The organism is uncultured Capnocytophaga sp. (assembly GCF_937936315.1).
GTDB lineage: Bacteria > Bacteroidota > Bacteroidia > Flavobacteriales > Flavobacteriaceae > Capnocytophaga.
The window spans coordinates 1-19,674 of sequence record NZ_CALGWU010000046.1; the positions used below are offsets into that span (position 1 = coordinate 1).

General features: G+C 38.5%; 14 protein-coding genes and 1 pseudogene. 1 reads left to right on the forward strand and 14 read right to left on the reverse strand.

Annotated features, from left to right (window positions below; genetic code table 11):
• The 13 genes and pseudogenes from Q0162_RS08950 to Q0162_RS09010 form a co-directional block, all read right to left on the reverse strand.
• Positions 1-160 (reverse strand): annotated as a pseudogene (locus Q0162_RS08950) (carboxypeptidase regulatory-like domain-containing protein); the annotation flags it as partial.
• 5 nt (positions 161-165) lie between these two features.
• The gene (locus Q0162_RS08955) at positions 166-807 is read right to left on the reverse strand and encodes a carboxypeptidase-like regulatory domain-containing protein (RefSeq protein WP_297890990.1); all 642 of its coding nucleotides are present in this window, start codon (positions 805-807) and stop codon (positions 166-168) included.
• A 278-nt stretch (positions 808-1,085) separates the two neighbouring features.
• Positions 1,086-2,192 carry an efflux RND transporter periplasmic adaptor subunit gene (locus Q0162_RS08960; protein WP_297890991.1) on the reverse strand — a complete coding sequence of 369 codons (1,107 nt, stop codon included), beginning with the start codon at positions 2,190-2,192 and terminating at the stop codon, positions 1,086-1,088.
• Positions 2,193-2,677: 485 nt separating this feature from the next.
• Positions 2,678-3,553 carry a geranylgeranylglycerol-phosphate geranylgeranyltransferase gene (locus Q0162_RS08965; RefSeq protein ID WP_297890992.1) on the reverse strand — a complete coding sequence of 292 codons (876 nt, stop codon included), beginning with the start codon at positions 3,551-3,553 and terminating at the stop codon, positions 2,678-2,680.
• Positions 3,554-3,582: 29 nt separating this feature from the next.
• Positions 3,583-4,905, reverse strand: coding sequence for a lytic transglycosylase domain-containing protein (locus Q0162_RS08970; RefSeq protein WP_297890993.1), 1,323 nt, complete (start codon positions 4,903-4,905; stop codon positions 3,583-3,585).
• 109 nt (positions 4,906-5,014) lie between these two features.
• Positions 5,015-7,336: a penicillin-binding protein 1A gene (locus Q0162_RS08975; protein ID WP_297890994.1), complete on the reverse strand. Its 2,322-nt coding sequence runs from the start codon at positions 7,334-7,336 to the stop codon at positions 5,015-5,017.
• A gap of 97 nt (positions 7,337-7,433) precedes the next feature.
• A complete protein-coding gene (locus tag Q0162_RS08980) occupies positions 7,434-7,913 on the reverse strand; it encodes a gliding motility lipoprotein GldH (RefSeq protein ID WP_002679890.1) in 480 nt (159 codons plus the stop codon).
• Positions 7,900-9,324 (reverse strand): regulatory iron-sulfur-containing complex subunit RicT, encoded by a 1,425-nt coding sequence (locus tag Q0162_RS08985; RefSeq protein ID WP_297890995.1) that lies wholly within the window; start codon positions 9,322-9,324, stop codon positions 7,900-7,902. The genes Q0162_RS08980 and Q0162_RS08985 overlap by 14 nt, the downstream gene beginning before the upstream one ends.
• A gap of 224 nt (positions 9,325-9,548) precedes the next feature.
• Positions 9,549-11,210, reverse strand: a complete 1,662-nt coding sequence (locus Q0162_RS08990; RefSeq protein WP_297890996.1) for an MBOAT family protein — start codon at positions 11,208-11,210, stop codon at positions 9,549-9,551.
• An 8-nt stretch (positions 11,211-11,218) separates the two neighbouring features.
• Positions 11,219-12,679 carry a lipase gene (locus tag Q0162_RS08995; protein ID WP_297890997.1) on the reverse strand — a complete coding sequence of 487 codons (1,461 nt, stop codon included), beginning with the start codon at positions 12,677-12,679 and terminating at the stop codon, positions 11,219-11,221.
• A gap of 3 nt (positions 12,680-12,682) precedes the next feature.
• Positions 12,683-14,572 (reverse strand): ribosomal protection-like ABC-F family protein, encoded by a 1,890-nt coding sequence (gene abc-f, locus Q0162_RS09000; RefSeq protein ID WP_297890998.1) that lies wholly within the window; start codon positions 14,570-14,572, stop codon positions 12,683-12,685.
• A gap of 132 nt (positions 14,573-14,704) precedes the next feature.
• Positions 14,705-15,754: a hypothetical protein gene (locus Q0162_RS09005; protein WP_297890999.1), complete on the reverse strand. Its 1,050-nt coding sequence runs from the start codon at positions 15,752-15,754 to the stop codon at positions 14,705-14,707.
• 355 nt (positions 15,755-16,109) lie between these two features.
• Complete coding sequence (locus Q0162_RS09010) at positions 16,110-16,238, reverse strand: hypothetical protein (protein WP_297891000.1); 129 nt, start codon at positions 16,236-16,238, stop codon at positions 16,110-16,112.
• Between the two features lie 110 nt (positions 16,239-16,348).
• On the opposite strand from Q0162_RS09010, the gene Q0162_RS09015 reads away from it, so the two are divergent.
• Positions 16,349-17,215: a lysophospholipid acyltransferase family protein gene (locus Q0162_RS09015; protein ID WP_297891001.1), complete on the forward strand. Its 867-nt coding sequence runs from the start codon at positions 16,349-16,351 to the stop codon at positions 17,213-17,215.
• 76 nt (positions 17,216-17,291) lie between these two features.
• On the opposite strand, the gene Q0162_RS09020 is transcribed toward Q0162_RS09015, so the two are convergent.
• Complete coding sequence (locus Q0162_RS09020; RefSeq protein WP_297891002.1) at positions 17,292-19,619, reverse strand: tetratricopeptide repeat protein; 2,328 nt, start codon at positions 19,617-19,619, stop codon at positions 17,292-17,294.
• Between the last annotated feature and the right edge of the window lie 55 nt (positions 19,620-19,674).

Below are 19,674 nucleotides of genomic sequence, written 5' to 3' on the forward strand. Positions count from 1 at the left end.
TATAGTTTCCTTGGGCATCGGTATATACCTTTTCTCTACCATTGGAGACTATTACCCTAGGGAAAGGTTTATTTTCGTCATCAAAAACCCTTCCTGATACGGTGATTTGCGCCATAGTGGAAAGCGTAAGAAAGAATAGAAATATAGTAAATCGGGTCATAACTTTTATTTTTTAGTGTTTACAATGATTACTCCATAGGCTCCAAGAGAGCCATATAATGGAACTCCTAATTGTCCATCTAATTCTATTATTTTCTCTATTTTCTTCCGTCGTATTTTTTTGAGAAACTCTTCCTTTTTTTCTATAGGTATTCCATTGAGAATAAACAGCTTGTCGCAAGGAGTTTTCAAACTTATAGAAGGTGTAGAGGCTCTTGGGTCGCTACTTCTGCTTTCAATAGGAGGGTGTTGTACAAAGTTATGGCTTTGCTCTTTTGCTTCTTTTACAACAAGGTAACAATCCTCTATATTCTCAGCTTGTATCGCATTCCAACGACGTGCTTGGATAGTGTAATTACCTATGCTATCAGTCAGAACCTCGGTATTCCTATCTTTATTATATACCCTAATATTAGCCATAGGATTCCCCTCTTTATCAGTAACTTTACCTGAAACCACTATAAGGCGATAGGTTTGATAGAATTCCCAAATCTCTGCATAAAGTTGCTCTTCCTTATTGAGCTCTCTATTGGGAGGATTATTAGCAAGTGCTTTTGCTTTCCGAAAAGTGTCCTTAGTGATGATATATACCGCTCCATATTTTGCACTATTACCAAAAAGATTTTTAGCTTCTTCTCTAAAAAGCACCAAGATTTCGGCTATATCTTTGGGTCGAAGTTTTTTAAAATTTAGACTCTATTTAGTAATTTTCTTCCCATCGATAATATAAAGAGGGGGCTCGTTAGGAATTCTCCCTACATCCTTTATGCCTCCGCCTTGGGATTCCTTAACTTGTGCTGTGAGAGGCAGAGAAAAGAGTAATAATAACAAATATTTCATAATAACGAGGGGCAAATGACGAATGACGGGGGCAACTTTGCCAAAGTGTAGTGAAGCAAAAGTGGCTTTTCACTATTCACTTTTCACTAAAAGATGGGTTGTATTTTCTTTACGAGGCTATCCATTGAGATAGGTTGGGGTTTGATTACGGTACCTGTATGTACTTTGTTGAGACCTTGAGCGAGGATGGTATCACCTTTTTTGAGTCCGCTTTCTATAACTGCATAGTTATCGGCGCGGTTTTTAAGTGTGATGACGGTTTGTCGCAAGGAGTCTTTTTCGGCTACGCGATATACAAATACTTTTCCTTGTTGCTCAAAGGTAGCGACTTCGGGGATTACGAGTGAGTTAGTAAAATGTTGAGGTATTTTAATCGTTCCACTATTGCCATTAGTGAGCAATTTGTTAGGATTAGGGAAAGTAGCGCGGAACTGTATGCTACCCGTAGAGGGGTCAATTTGTCCGGTTACCGCTTGAATTTTACCTTTCTCGGCATATTCTTTTCCATTAGCCAATACCAAAGAAGCCTCAGGCAGGTTTTTGAGTTTTTCAGCAGTGGTTTTGCCTTCGGTGTTAGCTAAAAAGTCGAGGTATTCTTTCTCGTTCATTGAAAAATAAGCATATACCTCTTTCACATCAGAAACGGTAGTGAGTACTGTATTATTGGCAGTTACTAAGGCACCTTCGCGAAAATTAATCGCTCCTACTACCCCATTTACAGGTGCTTTTACTACCGCAAAACCAATATTACTCGCCACCTCGTTGTAGGCAGCTTGAGCGCGTTGCAAGTTGGCTTTGGCTGTTGCTAATTGCACGGGACTCACGATATTTTTTTCTACTAAGGGCACTAATTTATCTACTTCTACCTTAGCGACATCCACCGCTGCTTTGGCTGAGGCTGCCGACTGGTTAAGGGTTTGAGTTTCTAACTGAAACAACGGCTGACCTTGGGTTACTACCTGACCTTCATCTACCAATACCTTGGTGATATAACCTGATATTTTGGCTTGTACGGCACTATTCACCACTCCCTCTATATTCACTGGATAAGAGAGATAAGAAACCGTATTTTGTTCGCCTACTATAATCACAGGATAAGCCTCAGGTTCTTTTGATTGTTGTTGCTGTTGATTCCCATTATTACAAGCTACCAATGCGATAGCGGTTGTTGCTGCTAAAAAAAATTTATTCATAATATTTTAATTATTAATCATTAGTTTTTCGGAAAAGCCGAAGGAGGTAGACAAGGTTGGATAAGGGGGTAAAGTGGGTTTTTATTAAGAGTTCACCTGCAAAAGTAGCTCAAAATAATTATAGACAATCACTGAAATGAGTTAATGTTTTGTTAAAGTTCAGTCTCCGACTTATTTACTTGATAATTACCTTGCATATACTCCACTATCACGAGCTATCCAAAAAAAGGAAAAATCTATAAAATTATTATTGTAATTTAGGTTGTGTACTTAGAATTGTGTTGCAAAAGTAATATGAAGATTAGATTTAAGGAAATAATATCGACAGAAAGGCTGATTTTATCGACGAAAAGTGCAAATAGTAAGAAATTGAACACATAAGTAGTAAAATTTTGCATAGTGTAATAAAGCCTCTGTTCCTCCGAAGGGGGGACAATCCTGAAAAGAGATTTTTATTATAACTCTCAATAAAAACAATATGTTTTTTAGCTCTTGATTTGCTTTACTAATATCACGCTAAAGACTCCCAATACAAGAATCACTCTGAGCATATTGTATAAGAATCTGTATTGAAATTGGGAATTACTTTTCCAGAGTAGGCCTATAAAAAGCAACAAATAAACAATTGTGAAATATAGGAAGTAAGTTAATTTGAATATAGAGAAGCAATGAAGTAAGAAGTAAATAGGTAATAAGCAAAGTAAGAGCGTGGAGGTAATAAGTTTTTTAGCAAAACGTTCGCCATAGACCACAGGAATTGTAGCGTAGTTATGAGTGAGATCGCCTTTGATGTTTTGCAAATCTTTAATAAATTCTTTGGTAAGAATCAGCAGGAAAATGAGTAAGGCGTGTGCAAAAATAACAGCTTCGAAATTGCGATAATACACGAAAACTGCGAAGAAAGGTATGATAGCTAGAGTTGCCGAAATGAAGTTACCCCAGAGCAGTAGTTTTTTGATACGATGTGAATAAATCCACATTGTAAAGATGTAGCCAGAAAAGAAGATTACCGCTCTAAACGAGACATAGCTAGCAACAATCACTGAGAGAAAATTAAGTAAGAAATAAAGTGTGAGTTTAGTATTTTGGCTTACTAAGTGATCGATCATTGTTTGGGTAGGTTTATTAATCAAGTCTTTATCTTTATCATAAAAACCATTGATAATATACCCACCAGCGATAGCCAAAGCACCAGCGATTACTAACATCAGCAAGGAAGGGTCGGAAATTACGTCTTTCCAAGGTTGTTTTGAGAGAACAAATATAGAGGCCAAGTACTGAGCTACACACAGCATAGCGATATTATAGCCACGCACAGCTGAAAAAAGCCCTAACAATTTCAACAAAGCTCTTCTCTTCATAGTGTTTAGCATCTATTTTGTAATATCTATTATTTGTAGATTGTAAGTCGTTGCCCTACCCGAACGTTATTAGATTTCATTCGGTTCCATCGTTTGATATTATTAATACTCACTCCATATCGGCTAGCTATTTTACCTAGGTTATCGCCTTTTTTGACTGTATAGGTTGTTTTTTTAGTAGATTTACCTCCGGCATATTGGTTACCTTTAGTTACTTCAGGGAGGATTTGTTCTCGTTGGGCTTTTTGTTCATTTAGGTAGTTGTAGATAGCTTGTTCATTGGAGACGAATTTACCTATCTCAGAAATAGGCAATCTCACTGCGTAATTACGGCCTTCGACGTAAGGTACTACATCTAGTTGATATGAAGGGTTAAAAAATTGGATATCTTGGACATCCATACCAGTAATTTCGGCTATATCTTTAAAAGGGATAGCTTGTTTTACGCGAATGGTATCGGTTTGGAAGAGGTGATTTGCGCGTTTTTGGGGTTTGAATCCGTGTTCTTTAGCATATTCAAAGATGTAAAGTGTTGCTAAGAAAGCAGGTACATACCCTGCTGTTTCACGAGGAAGATAGGGGCGCAAATTCCAATAATTGGTTTTTCCGTTAGAACGGCGTATAGCTTTGGTTACATTACCAGGACCTGAGTTATAGGCAGCGAGAGCTAGATCCCAATCACCAAATATTTTGTAGAGTTCGTTCAAGTATTTGGCAGCAGCTTTAGTAGAACGAATGGGATCGCTGCGTTCATCGACATAGTTATTGACCTCTAATCCATAGCTTTTACCTGTAGCATACATAAATTGCCACAAACCTGTTGCTCCTGCACGCGAACGCGCTTTAGGGTTTAAAGCAGATTCTATAATAGCGAGATATTTAATTTCGAGAGGGATTTTTTGGTTACTCATTTCCTGTTCAAACATCGGGAAATAGTAATCGCTGAGGCTCATCAGGCGTTCTAAGGAAGAGCGGCGATTTTTCAAGAATGATTTGATTACTTGTTCCAATACGGGGTTGTACTCGACGTTGAAAGGAGTTTTTTCGTTTAATTTTTTCAATCGTTCTTTAAGGACTTCGGTAGGCAACTCGCTATAATCTACATCAGTAGGAGTTGCAGCTACATCTTCACTCATTTGAAAGAACAAATCGGAATTTGAAAGTTCTTTCAGCCATTTTTCATCGTATTTTTTTATGTTAGGATTATCGTTGAATTTACGTAAGCCTTCGCGTTTAAAATTATTAGAGGGGTTCTTGTTAATGGTGTCTTTTTGAGAGTTTTGCGCCTGCATAGGCATACTACCTAAGAGCAAACAAGCGAGGGTAGTAAAGGTATATTTTTTAATTTTCATATTCTTAATTAAAATGTAAGAGTGTTTTTGTTTATTATTGTAAGAGCGACAAAACTAATAAAAATATTACAAAGGCGCAAATATTTGTTCAAAAAAGAGTTTTGTTTTTCTAGAAATCGATTTCAGGTTCTTCAGTACCACCTTCTTTTTCTTTGTTACAATCTATAGGGATTTCTATATTTTGAGGAGCTGGGAAAGCACCTTTAGAAACGTTCAAATCTTTATCGGCATAGCATTTTTTCATATAATAGCCGAATACAGGGAGTGCCATAGTAGCCCCTTGACCGTAGGCAGTAGTACGGAAGTGTATCGCGCGGTCTTCTCCTCCTACCCAAACACCCGTAACAAGGTTAGGTACCATACCAATAAACCAACCATCACTGTTGTTTTGGGTTGTTCCTGTTTTACCTGCAATAGGGTTCGTAAACTGATAAGGGTAACCAGTCATTACATTCTTATAAATCGCATTATAAGTTTCAGCTCCTTTGGTACGCAAGCGCGCCCCTGAACCATAACGTGTAACACCCTCCATCAAGTTCACTACTGCACGTGCTACTTCAGCACTTACTACATCATGAGTTTCGGGAGTGTTCTCGAATAGCACTGTGCCATTCTTATCTTCTATACGAGTTACCAACACTGGTTTTACATATACACCTTCATTAGCAAAAGTACCATAAGCGCCTACCATTTGGAAGACTGTAGCATCGGCAGTACCTAACGCTATAGAAGGCATTTCGGGCATATCGGAAGTGATGCCGAGTTTTCGCACCAAATTGATGACAGGTATAGGTCCTACTTTGTCCATTAGGTTTACGGTAATGGAGTTCACCGAGTTTGCCAAAGCGTATTTGAGGGTCATCATCTTACCAGTGAAATTACCCGTAGAGTTACGTGGACACCACGCTTGTACATTGCCATATTTATTAGCTTCCACACAAGTTTGGATATCAGGAAGTTCCAAACAAGGCGAATAGTGCAACTGGTCGATAGCGGTAGCATATACAAAAGGTTTGAAGGCAGAACCCGTTTGGCGAGCCCCTTGTACTACTTGATCGTATTGGAAGTGCTTGTAGTTGATACCTCCTACCCACGCTTTGATATGTCCTGTTTGAGGTTCCATAGACATCATACCCGTGCGCAAGTAGGCTTTGTAGTACAATATAGAGTCGCGCGGGGTCATAATAGTATCTTTTTCGCCTTTCCAACTAAAGACACGCATTTCGACTTTTTTATCAAAGGATTCTCGGATTTCTTTTTCGGAATAGCCTAAATATTTGAGGTGTATCCAGCGATTAGAATTTTTCATTGCGCGCTCCATTAGGTTTTTATACTCATCTTTAGAGACTTTGACAAAAGGGTATGTAGCGTTTTTCTTAGGGTTATTTTCAGCATCGAAGGCTTTTTGCAATTGTTTCATATGGGCTTTTACAGCAGCCTCGGCATAAGCTTGCATTTTAGAATCGATGGTAGTATAGACTTTCAACCCATCGAGGTAAAGATTGTGTTTAGTACCATCGGGTTTAGGGTTTTGGTCAATCCACGTTTTCATATAAGAACGCAGATACTCACGGAAGTAGGTTGCCATCCCATCGTTATGACTTTCGGGGGTAAACTTAATCTTCAATGGCAATTTTTGCAAAGAATCTTTTTGTTCTTGAGTGATATAGTTGTTCTTAGCCATTTGGGCGAGTACCACGTTGCGGCGATTGGTTACCCCTTCTTTATTTTTTACGGGATTGTAGAGGGCAGAGTTTTTGAACATTCCCACTAACATTGCCCCTTCTTCTATTTTGAGGTTTTTAGGTTCTTTATCGAAGTAAATTTTAGCCGCTGAGCGTATGCCATCGGCATTGTTATTGAAGTCGTAGATATTGAAGTACATTGCTAAAATTTCTTCCTTAGTATATTGTTTTTCAAGGCGAGTAGCGATGACCCATTCTTTTATTTTTTGTGTATATCGAGCTAAACCTCTAGTTTTTTCTTTATGGAAGAGTTGTTTAGCTAACTGTTGAGAGATAGTAGAAGCGCCACCTTTACTGCCTAAATAGACCATTGCGCGCAGTGTACCGCGGACATCTATCCCTGAATGCTCGTAGAAACGTTCATCTTCGGTAGCGATGAGCGCATCGACTACGTGTTTAGGTAAGTCTTTAAATTTGATAGGGGTACGATTTTCATCTAAATAGAATTTTCCTAATGATTTACCATCGGCAGTAACGATTTCGGTAGCTAAATTAGTTTCAGGATTTTCCAAGTGTTGGAAGTCGGGCATTTCGCCCAACAAACCAAAAGAAGCTGATACAAAGAGCAATAACACCCCTACTACACCCGCTATAAAAATATACCAAAACCATCTCACCACCGCACTGAGTCCTTTTTTAGACTTGCGGCTGCTACTAGTATTGTTTGTGCTGTTTTCTTTTTTCATAGTTTATTATTTTTTTACCTAAATCAAGTGTTAGCTAAAAGTCTCCCACGAGTTTACACGAGTTTGAGACTAGATAAAACTCTTCTATATTAGGCAATCATTTATTAGTTTCTTCGCGTAGTCCTACTTCGGTGATTCCTTTGAGTACTGGCACTCCCTCATTATCACCGATCTTGCGCATTGCTTGTTCTATTTTGATATTGTACTTGCCTTTCGCAGGAAAAACAAATTGTTCTTTGTACCACAATTTGCTCTCTTTCACTGCTGAATAACCATCACCTAACCATTTACCTTCAGGGGTTGCCATTTCGTACTGCAAGGTATCGACAATTACTTTATCGCTATTAGGCACTTCCATTTTGGCAATCAGGTAGATATTGCTAAACTCGTAATGCTCATCATTGCGCAACATTATAAATAGGTTTTTCTTAGCCAAAGTATCGTTTTCCTCTATAAGAAAAGTTACAGGCTCATTTTTAGTCCAACCATTAGGCAAGGATACATATTCGCTATAAGTTACCCCATTTTGGCAAGAGACAAGGAATATCAATAGCAATAATATACTAAACGTTCTCATTTTTAGGTTTATCGGCATTAGGAGCTTTAGGCTTGTTATTCTTATTATTAAACTTTTTCTTAGCAGCATTAGAGTTGTTATTACCATTGTTGTTAGCATTATTGCTGTTGTTATTGGCATTGTTGCTATTATTCTTAGGCTTGGGTTGTTGTTTCTTTTTATTAGGTTGCCCTTGTTTAGGCTGTCCTGATTGTGCTTGATTAGGCTGATTTTGCTGTCCTTGTGCCTGCGCCTGTTGGGGTTTGTTATCCCTCTGAGGTTTATTGGCGTTACTGCTTTTTTTGTTGCTGCGCTTGCTTTTTTTGCGTTTAGGCGTATCGAAACGGGTGATGCTATCTTCCTCTACTGGAGTGAGTTCTATACCTTCATAAGCTGAAGTGTTCTTACGAGAGGACAAATCGGTAACTATAGCGTACTCTTCTAATTCCTCAATAGGTTCCCCCTCTTTGTTAATCTCTATGATTTCCTTTACGCTATCTACTGACAATTTGTGCCAAGTGATAGGGTTCTCGTCATAAGTGAACCACATTAAACGCTTGAAAATATCTATTTTTTGGCACGATGCCATACCGCGCTGTGTGTGGAGTTTCACATCGGTACGAGGAAAATCTTGTAAGGCATCGAGATAAGTATCGAGTTCGAAGTTTAAACAGCATTTGAGTTTGCCACACTGCCCTGCGAGTTTTTGAGGGTTGAGGGACAATTGCTGGTAACGCGCTGCAGATGTAGAAACGCTTCTGAAATCGGTGAGCCAAGTAGAGCAGCAAAGTTCACGACCACAAGAGCCTATCCCACCTAAACGAGCAGCCTCTTGACGGAAACCTATTTGTCGCATTTCTATGCGTACCGAAAAGGCTTTTGCCATATCCTTGATGAGCTGACGGAAATCTACACGCCCTTCGGCAGTATAGTAGAACGTTGCTTTAGAGCCGTCGCCTTGAAATTCTACATCGGAGATTTTCATCTCTAAACCCAAGGCAATAGCTAATTCACGCGATTGTTTTTGTACTTCTATCTCTTTAGCTCGTGACTGTTGCCACACATCGATATCGTGCTGATTAGCTTTGCGATACACACGTGGTATCTCGCCCTCCCAATCCACTTTGCGCTTTTTCATTTGCGAACGCACTAATTCACCGGTGAGGGTTACTACCCCTACATCGTGCCCTGAAGGAGCTTCGGTAGCTACTACATCGCCCATTTGGAGGGGCAATTTATCTACATTGCGAAAATACTCCTTACGACTGTTCTTGAAGCGCACTTCTACGCAATCAAAATACTCTTGTCCGCCAAGGAGTTGGGTATTTGCCAGCCAATCAAAAACAGATAGTTTGGCAGTGCCAAAGCTACGGGCTCCGCAGTTTGTATTACAACTATTATTTGTATTGTGTGTGCAAGTATTGCAACTCATTTTTCTATGATTATTACGTTAATAGAGTGGGCGTAACAGCCCTTTCAATCGGCAAAAATACGAATAATTTGGGAATTTGCAAATTTGAGAATTAGCAAATTAGAGAAAAGTAGAGAGAATATTATAGGGAGAAACTCAGGAAATCTTGGAAGATTTCTGAGGGTCCCGGAGAGAGTAGACAGACTAAAAGGGCTGATTATTGATTTCTAAATCCTAATTCTCGATTAAAACTGAAAATAGATAAATGGCTGTATATCGGTAGAATAGGCCTGATAACATATCAACACTACCACTAAAGCGATGGCTGTTTTTACCACGTAATGACTCTCGGAAAAGACGTGCTCGGTATAGTTTTTCCAACTTTGTGGTAACCAATGGGTGATATATCCTATGAGAATAATTCCTAAACTGATATTGTTGTACTTCATCACTTGCATAGCCGAACCCCAGTCCATATTATGAGCGACTTGGTCAAACCATTGATTCACACTCTCCATATCATTACTGCGGAAGAACACTCGGGTGAAGGTAATAAAAGCAAAAGTAAAAGCTATTTTCCAAACACGTGCTACCCACAAATTGCTGTTCTCATACGGACTAATCTTACGCCAATACTTATAAGCTACCACTCCCAAACCATTGAGTCCGCCCCAGATGACAAACTTCCACGACGCACCATGCCACAAGCCCCCAATGAGCATTGTGAGCATAATGTTGATATTGGTAGTGAGGTAACGCTCAAAAGGTTTATAAAAGAAAGCAACCGCAGAGCCCGCTACTAATAGTAGCCCTGTGATGAGGGTAAATGCTAGATTGTTGATAGCTACTACCAAAATTACCACAAAGAGCAAGGAGAAGACAAAAGTTCCTATGGTACTATTGCGGTTACCCCCTAATGGGATGTACAAATAGTCCTTTAACCAAGTGGAAAGGGAGATATGCCAACGTTTCCAGAAATCGCCGCAGTTCAGAGCTTTATAAGGAGAATTGAAGTTTACGGGCAATTGGAAACCCATTAGCAGTGCTACCCCTATGGCTATATCAGTATAACCAGAGAAATCACCATAGATTTGCAACGAATAGCCTATGAGAGCCAGCATATTAGCAAAGCCCGTGTGCATAGAAGGTGCATCGAATACTTTGTCCAAAAAGTGCAAAGCGATGAAATCGGCAAAAATCATCTTTTTGATAAGCCCTTTGAGAATGAAAAATATCGCCTTGTTGAACTCTTCTTTAGAAACAACTGTTTTTTTAAGAATTTGAGGCACAAACTCTTCAGCACGCACGATAGGTCCTGCTACAAGTTGAGGGAAGAAACTCACATAGAAACCAAAATCGAGTATAGATTTGAGCGGTGTTACTTTGTTGCGATAGACATCTACTGTATAGCTAATCGTTTGGAAAGTATAGAAAGAAATCCCTACGGGCAGAATGATTTTATCGACAGTGAAATACCCCTGATTGCTAAAACCATTTGCCCAATAAGCCAAATAGTTAAAAGTTTGATGATGGGTATGGAATAGCGCGTTGTAAGTATCGGTAAAGAAATAAGCGTATTTGAAATATGCTAACACAAACAAATTCAAGCAAACGCTCACGGTTACAGCTATTTTGCGATGGCGTTCTTCAGTTTGGCGATAGATGTAATGCCCCAGATAAAAATCGGTAACAGTACTGAACACCAATAGCAATACAAAGAGACCGCTTGCCTTGTAATAGAAATAAAAACTAGCGAGTAGCAAAAACAGATTGCGCAGGTGTCGGCGTCGGTAAATTAGAGCAAAAATGGCATATACCAAGACGAAGAATATCCAGAAGTCTATCCGCACAAAGGTAAGCGGATGTTCGGGATTAAAAGTAAAGAAATTGTTGAAAAAGTCTGTCATAAAATCTGTTATTCTACCGCCGCTAGGTCGTTATGTAGACATTGATAAAATACTTCTGAAATAAGTTTAGTTCCTTTAGGGCTAAAATGGACATAATCGGCAGCAGCCATACCTTCTTTAACCCACGTAATCATAGAGTTTTCACCTCCCATAGCCTCATACATACTGAAATAGGCAATATCGTTTTTCATACACTCTTCTTTCATCAAATCATTGAGTTTAGGGACGTAAGGATAAGTGATGCGCTTGCCATTGCGCGAGGTAGTCATATCGCCATTGCCTATGAGCATAAACATCGCATTAGGATTGGCGCGTTTTACCCATTTCATATTGAAAATGAGCCCTTCAACATAGTCTTTCAGCTGCTGATCGGTTTTCATATAAGGAATTGTATTACCACCAAACTCAAAAATAAAGAGGTCGGGTTTGCGGACAGCAGACATTTGGCGGTAATTCTCATAGTTCATACGGGTGAAAATACGTCCTGCTTCACCGCGCATTGCCACGTTATCGGCGCGCACTCCTGAAGCAGCATCAAGCGTAATTCCATAGAAATCAGGACTTACACGCGCTTCTAATTCTACGCGTAATTCTTCGGGGGTAGTAGCAAAATTCAGTTGATAGTTATGGTATTTACCATCGGCGATAAGGGTATCAATTTTAATTACATTTTTTCCTTGATATACCTTAATTGCAGTTCGGCTGACGGCATTGCCATAGTGCAAGCCAAATTTAGTGTAGTTTTGCAGGCGTGCGTAGGATTTTTTAGAAGGTTTGATTGTAAAGGATGCCTTTGTAGGTTTCAACAAAGCTGTATCTTTCACATAAGGTGTAAAGCGCGAATAAGTAGCATAAAGTCCGTAACTATTGTGTTTCACAGTTTTGCGCTGTTTACGATCGAAGAAAGCATAACGCATCCAGTTAGGTGAAGCAACAATATCTATACTATTTTGGCTATACACTACTTTAATAGGGATAAATCCAGGTCCGCCCCCACCATAGGAAAGTTGCAAGCGGTTGCGCATATAAGCTGTAATGCGGTCGCCTTCTATTTGAGAGTCGCCATAGTGTACAATTTGGCATACTCCCTGAGTGAGCTTGGCTTTGAGGCGCTTGATATAATCAATTTTATTACCAGGGTAATAGATTTTACCCTCTACATTGGTATCTAAGGTATGCAGCGAATCTTTTTCGATAGTATCGTTAGTTGCTAAGTTTTTTGTTTTCTCATCAACGATAGTACCTGAAGTTTCTTTGATAAGCTCATCGAGTTTGTTGTTCTCTTTTTCATCAGCTTTGAAGAGTTCTCCTAAAATATCGGGAGTAGGATAGCGCAACATCCCATCACCAAAGGCAATGCCCTCACGCACCATACCATTGGCAGTGGTGTGATAACGACTGAAAAAGGTCATTGCAAAAAGGGCAGCGAGTAGCCCCACGATAAAGAGTAAGATTTTCTTAGGTTGCATAGATTAACTCATTAAAGATTCCCATTCGGTCATTAAATCCTCCAACTGTTGTTTTTTCTGTTCGTACTGTTTGTAGAACGCATCGGTTTGTACGCCTTGTCCCATTTGTTCGTTCATCACCTTGAGTTCCTGTTCAAGCTCGGTGATGTTACGTTCTATTTTATTGAGTTTGTTTTGAGCTGCTTTCTGTTGTTTTTGTTCTTCGAAAGATAGTTTTTCAGGAGTTTGAGCAGCTTTAGTAGCAATATTAGTCGTTTCTTTAGGTTGTTCTATTTCGCGGAAATTAGCGACAGCGCGTTGCTCTAAATAGAAATCGATGTCGCCCAAATATTCTTTAAGGTGTTGGTTTTTAAATTCGTACACTTTATCAGTGAGTCCCTGCAAGAAATCACGGTCGTGCGACACGATGATGAGCGTTCCTTCGAATTGCTGAAGTGCTTTTTTGAGCACATTTTTGCTCTTGATATCCAAGTGGTTCGTAGGCTCGTCCATCACCAAAACATTGAAATCCGACAGCAACATTTTAGCCAATGCCAAGCGATTGCGCTCACCCCCTGAAAGCACTTTCACTTTCTTATCTACCTCATCGCCACGGAAGAGGAAAGAGCCGAGAATATCGCGGATTTTCATACGATTGCTATCGTTAGCAGCGTTGAACATCGTATCGAGCACAGTGATTTCGCCATCTAAATAGTCGGCTTGATTTTGGGCAAAATACCCCAATTGCACATTGTGACCTAACTTGATAGTTCCGTCGTACGGAATTTCGCTTACAATCATCTTGGCGAGGGTAGTTTTCCCTTGTCCGTTTTGCCCTACAAACGCTACTTTACTGCCGCGTTCTACAAGCAAACTCACGTGGCTAAGCACTTGTTTTTCACCGTAGTTTTTAGACACATCGTCTATTTCGAGCACTACTTTCCCTGGAGTTACCGATACGGGAAAGCGCACATTCATCACAGCATTATCTTCCTCATCTACCTCTATGCGCTCTATCTTGTCAAGTTTTTTCATCAGCGATTGCGCCATAGAAGCCTTAGTAGCTTTTGCACGGAATTTTTCAATCAACTTTTCAGTTTGCTGAATTTTCTTTTCTTGATTTTTTTGTGAAGCGAGTTGTTGCTCACGTATTTCTTGGCGCAATGCCAAAAATTGAGTGTAGGGTTTAGGGTAATCGTATATTTTGCCTACTGAAATCTCGATAGTGCGATTGGTAACATTATCGAGAAACATCCTATCGTGAGAGACGATTACCACTGCCCCACTATAAGTAGTGAGAAATTGTTCTAACCATATAATCGACTCGATATCCAAGTGATTCGTAGGCTCGTCCAGCAACAATACATCGTTGTTTTGCAAGAGCAGTTTTGCCAACTCTATGCGCATACGCCAACCTCCTGAAAAGCTATCGGTGAGTTTATCAAAATCACTACGCTGGAAACCAAGACCTTGTAATACTTTTTCGGTTTCACCTTGGTACTGATAGCCCCCGATGAGATCAAAACGATGTGTATAATCGCTTAGCTTATCGAGCAAATCGTGGTATTCTTGACTCTCGTAATCAGTGCGAGTTTCTATTTGATGATGGATATCGTCTAACTGGCGTTCTAATGCTTTGATCTCGGTAAATGCCTGATAGGCTTCTTCTAAGATAGTGCGCCCTTTTACAAAATCGATATCCTGTTTAAGGAAACCGATGCGCACATCTTTATCGGTAGCGATTCCCCCAGTATCGGGTTTTAGTTCGCGTGAAAGCAGTTTGAGCATTGTAGATTTACCTGCTCCATTCTTACCGATAAGCCCCACACGGTCGCCTGCATTGAGCATAAAAGCAACATCCTCAAAGAGGTATTCACCTTGAAAAGAAACAGATAGATTGTGAACGTTCAGCATAGAGAATAATTAGCAATTGATAATTGACAATTGACTACTGACAATTAATAATTTAAAAACGGGGGCAAAAGTACGAATAATTTGTTAATTAGCAAGAGGGAAAGAACTTAGGTTTTAGATAAGAAGGAGCTTTTAATGTTGTTCACACTCAAAAATATATAAAATCCCTTGAGAGCTTAAGGCTCCTAATAGGTTTTCATTACCTTGAAGCTCCATAATTCTCGGTTCTGCATCTTCTTCTCTTTTAAAATCATACTCCCAAGTGAGTTTTTTGGTAACTCTATCCAACGCTCCTATTTTACTATCAAAATGACTTGCAAAATAGATTTTGCTATCTGTTAGCACAAAATTAGCTATATCACTACGTATCTTTTTGACTGAAAGCTCATTGGTTAAATCATAGAGTTGAATCGCTCCATTAGTAGGGTTTATTTCCCAATAGAATTCCCACATAAAACCGATAAGTTTATGATTCTTTTCGTCTATTTGAGTTGTTTCGGGTAGAGGAATAGCCGAGGGTAACCAACTACAATGGAAATTAGCTATTGTATGTATTTGATGTACTAAAGCCCCTGTTTCAATATCTAACGCTATGATTGTGTGATGATTGAGAGCTATCCAAAGTTTTCCTTCTAACACGCCTATCAACTTTTTCACTTCCCAATCTGCCTCTTTGTTGTAATTGTCGTTATGAGGATTATTAGGAATTGAAAGTAAGGGGAATTGCCAAAGAGGTTCTTTACAAAAGTAATTAAAACAAGTTATAAATTCTGTGTTTGATAAAAAAAGATTATCATCAGTATTCAATATAAATTTAAGAGACTCATATCTAATAACCTCCTTATAACTATTATCTAATAAATTGAATAAGTAATAGACAGAAGAATATTTTGGATATTCTAATATAAAATTTCCAGATAGAATCAATGTATTTGAAATGTGATTGATAGTGCTTTTTAAATACTGTTTATTAGATATTACTAAATCTCCTACTATTGTATCATCATTTTTAATACAAATGATGGTATTGTTTTTATATAAATCATAATTGTCTAAATCTATTCCAAAAGCAACTTTTTTGTTGTTTAAGAATAGATCAAAATCTTCTGTGACATATAATCTTTCTCTATCATAAATAGAGAAACTATATGCTCTACTAATTATTTCTTGGAGTTTCATCATTATTTTATAAAATTATACAATGGAGATTTACTATCTCTTATCATAGCTTCAAATATTTTCTTTTATTCAGATAAAGAGCCTCTTCCAAAAATAGAAGCTCTTAAATTACTATTCATATTGTTCAATACTTTATCAACATTATTTATATACATTTTTTTTGAATTGTTCTAATATTTTTTCTCTATTAGAGAATTTATTAACATCAAAAATGTAATGCAGTTTGTTTAAGTCATTTGTTTGAGAAAGATACATTAGGTGTTGTTTTAAAAAGTCTTTATCTCTACCTATTTGTTTAATAGCGTTTTCTCCCTAGCTTTTAAATTTAAGCACTTCAATCATTTTTGTCCATTATATCTCAGTTTTCAAAAATATATAAAGTTCCTTGAGAACTTAAGGCTCCTAATAGGTTATCATTACCTTGAAGCTCCATAATTCTCAGTTCAGCACCTACTTCTTTTTGAAAGTGAGTTACAAATAAATTCAACTTTGGCAAAATTTATGTTGCAAAAATATAAAATAATCATTAACTGACAAATACGCTAATTGGCTATTTGACAAAATATTTTTACCTTTGCGGCTTGAATTTGAACTCAAATGAATTTATTTATCTATATTATCGCTTTTCCTCTTATCTGGCTAATCTCACGGTTGCCTTTTTGGATGCTCTATGGCGTATCGGACTTTTTGTACTTTGTGCTATATACTCTATTGAAATACAGAGTAAAAGTGGTACGCAAAAACTTACGCACTGCCTTCCCCTTTAAAACTGAAACTGAACTTTTAGACATCGAACGCAAATTCTACCACCATTTTTGCGATACCCTCTTAGAAATGGTGAAATCGTACGGAATGAGTGAAAAAGAAATGAAAAAACGTATGGTTTTCCCTAACTTGGAAGTTTTGAAGAAATACGAAAATGAGGAACGCAACATCTTGTTTATGTGCAGCCATTACGCAAGTTATGAATGGTTACTTTCATTGGCTTACTTCCTTAAACACAAATCGTACGCTCTGTATACCCCGCTAAGTAATCCTTATTTTGACAAACTTTTACAGAAAATACGTACTAAACATCACAGCTTTTTGCTACCTCGCTACACTGCTCACCGCGAGATGAAAAAACACAAAGATGCTCACGATGTGTATTGCTATGGATTTGCTTCTGACCAGATTCCCAACAACAAAAAGAATTATTTGCGTCCGTTTTTAGGTTTGAATATCCCTGTTTTCACTGGAGCAGAACGCTTGGGAAAGGCTTTGAATACAGTAATTGTGTTTGCTAAAATAGAGAAACTGAAACGCGGGTATTACCAAACAACTTTTGAAGTTTTAGCTGAAGTACCTAATGATTACGTGGATTTTCAAATTACAGATATGTTCTTTGAACGTGTAACCCGACAAATCTATGACCGCCCTGAGTTCTACTTGTGGACACACAATAGATTTAAAAGAATGAGGTAAGACAAGATGAATAATAATAAAAAAAAGCTGCCCAGAGAGTTGGACAGCTTTTTTATTTGTAGTGTTTGTGTGATATTTATTTTTTAGCCACTGCAACTTTTAGCATATCGCAGGCTTGTTTTTCACCACTATCACAGGCTTGATCAAACCAATCGATCGCACGAGCATCAGACTGCTGGATACCTTCACCGTGATAATAACAATGACCTAAGCGGAATTGCGCAGGTGCATACCCTTGACGGGCTGCACGTTTATAATAATCGGCTGCTTTTTCGTTAGAGCGTTCTAAACCACTGCCATTGTAATAGCAATTTCCTAATTTGTATTGCCCTTCAGCGTATTCGCGATGAGCAGCTTTTTGGTATTGATTTACTGCCTGAGCGAAATCTTGTTTGCTTTCGTAGTAAGCACCGAGTTCAGTAAGTGCAGCTACATTATTTTGTTCAGCAGCTTTAGAGAGCCAAAGTACTCCTTTGTGTTCGTTAAGGCGTTTCATAGGAGTTTTGGTAGCAGCATTACGTTGTCGTACTGAAGGATTTTCTTTAGCACGATTAGGAGCAGCAGGAGAGGCTGTAGTTGTAGTTGTTTTAGTTTGTTCAGGAGTTGTTTTAGGTGTTGAGACAGGGGCTACATCTGGAACAAGGGTCATATAGTATTTACCTAAGTTATATTGAGTTTCCACATCACCTTTTTTAGCAACGTGTTCGCTCCAATAGATAGCTTTTTCTTCGCTTTTTTGAGGATTTTTGGGGCAAAAATAGTATTCTACCAAGCGTTTTTGAGCTTGAGTATTATCTTGTTGTTTAGCGAGTTTTTCGTATAGAGTGAAAGCTTTTTCATTTTGTTTTTTAACTCCTTTTCCATAGAAATAAGCATCGGCGACAGTGAGGATTACCTCGGGACTTTCTTTATCAGCGTTTGTTTCCACTTTTTTGAGCAACCATTCAAAAGCACCTTTATGTGATAAATTAGCGGCTTTTATTGCCCATTTAACCGCTTCACGAGGGGATTTTTTCACGCCTTTACCCTCAGCATAGCACTGAGAAAGAGTAAAAAGCACGTCGGCATAAGCTTCGGTTTGTCCTTGGTAGAAATAATCTAACATTTGGTTTTCTGGAGTAGGAGTAAGTTTAGCTGCTTTGTTGTAATACTCGAAAGCACGGGTGTAGGACTGATTTGTATATTTTCCTGCGAAGTCTAAATCACCTAATTTTTTAATAGCAAGTAGGTGGTTTTGAGCGGCTGCTTTTTCAAGATATTTAAAAGCTTTTTTTATGTCTTGTTGAGGTTCTTCAAGCAAGAGGGCTCCCAAATTATATTGAGCTGTTACGTCACCTGCATCAGCGGCTTTTTGGAAAAGTTCTAGGGCTTGAGAAGCTGAAGTTCTAGCTCCGTTGCCAGTGAGGTAACACACAGCTAAGTTGTTTTCGGTTATAGGAGTAGGGTTAGCATTTACTGATTTGAGAATCCAATTAAAAGCATCGCGTTGAGAAGTAGTTCCTCCTATACCATTATATAAACACACAGCAAGCTGTTTTTGAGCATCCACATTTCCTTTGGTAGCAGCTTGAGTGTAGTAATCGAGGGCTTTTTTAGGGAATTTACCGATTATTGGACTATTGCCATAGAAGTAGAAATTAGCCAAGTGATAGAGAGCTGTAGGGTTTCCTTTAGTTGCTGCTTTCTCAAAATATTCTATAGCTTTGCTTTCGGATTGTTCTACCCCTCTACCATTGAGATAGGATTCACCTATAATAGCTTGAGCATCAGCATCACCTTTTTCAGCAACTTGTATCAATCGTTGTATAGCTTCAGGGTTAGAAGGATTGATTTCGTACATCCAAGTAGCAAGGAGGAAATCGGCTTCATGACTTCCTTTTTTAGTAGCTTTTTGAGCCCAAAATTTAGCTTTGTTTACATCTTTAGTTACGCCATCTCCAGCGTAGTACGCTTTAGCAAGGTCGAGCAAGGTTTCAGCTTTTTCGTTATCGGCATTTTTTTCAATCCAAGCGTAGTATTTTTCGTTAGACTGAGGAACGCCGCGACCATCTCGGTAACAAAGAGCTAGTTCTTGTTCGGCATTCAAATTACCATTTTTGGCTGCTTTAGAAAGCCATTCAGCGGCATTTTCATCGGATTTAGAAACTCCTTTCCCTTCGAGATATAGGTGAGCGAGCTGATATTGTGCTTGCGCATCACCTGCTTGTGCTACTTTTTCAAGCCATAAAGCGGCATCTTGAAAAGAGCGTTTTACCCCTTTACCTTTTAAGTAAGCGTCGGCTAATTCGGACTGAGCTTTCACATCGCCTTTTTCGGCGAGTTTTATTAGTTTTTTCACACTTGCATCTTGCCCATACGCAAAAGAAGCAAGAAGCACAGAGACTGCTAAAAACAAGTTTTTCATAATATAATTGTTTATTTTTTATATTTGTTTGAGGGCACAAATATACGTAAAAAAA

What these genes read in the sequence shown, in the direction of transcription:
- Q0162_RS08980 (WP_002679890.1), bottom strand. Translation starts at nt 7,913, where the DNA reads ATGAGAACGTTTAGTATATTATTGCTATTGATATTCCTTGTCTCTTGC.
- Q0162_RS08965 (WP_297890992.1), bottom strand. Translation starts at nt 3,553, where the DNA reads ATGAAGAGAAGAGCTTTGTTGAAATTGTTAGGGCTTTTTTCAGCTGTG.
- Q0162_RS08960 (WP_297890991.1), bottom strand. Translation starts at nt 2,192, where the DNA reads ATGAATAAATTTTTTTTAGCAGCAACAACCGCTATCGCATTGGTAGCT.
- Q0162_RS08975 (WP_297890994.1), bottom strand. Translation starts at nt 7,336, where the DNA reads ATGAAAAAAGAAAACAGCACAAACAATACTAGTAGCAGCCGCAAGTCT.
- Q0162_RS08985 (WP_297890995.1), bottom strand. Translation starts at nt 9,324, where the DNA reads ATGAGTTGCAATACTTGCACACACAATACAAATAATAGTTGTAATACA.
- Q0162_RS08970 (WP_297890993.1), bottom strand. Translation starts at nt 4,905, where the DNA reads ATGAAAATTAAAAAATATACCTTTACTACCCTCGCTTGTTTGCTCTTA.
- Q0162_RS09015 (WP_297891001.1), top strand. Translation starts at nt 16,349, where the DNA reads ATGAATTTATTTATCTATATTATCGCTTTTCCTCTTATCTGGCTAATC.
- Q0162_RS09005 (WP_297890999.1), bottom strand. Translation starts at nt 15,754, where the DNA reads ATGATGAAACTCCAAGAAATAATTAGTAGAGCATATAGTTTCTCTATT.
- Q0162_RS09020 (WP_297891002.1), bottom strand. Translation starts at nt 19,619, where the DNA reads ATGAAAAACTTGTTTTTAGCAGTCTCTGTGCTTCTTGCTTCTTTTGCG.
- abc-f (WP_297890998.1), bottom strand. Translation starts at nt 14,572, where the DNA reads ATGCTGAACGTTCACAATCTATCTGTTTCTTTTCAAGGTGAATACCTC.
- Q0162_RS08995 (WP_297890997.1), bottom strand. Translation starts at nt 12,679, where the DNA reads ATGCAACCTAAGAAAATCTTACTCTTTATCGTGGGGCTACTCGCTGCC.
- Q0162_RS08990 (WP_297890996.1), bottom strand. Translation starts at nt 11,210, where the DNA reads ATGACAGACTTTTTCAACAATTTCTTTACTTTTAATCCCGAACATCCG.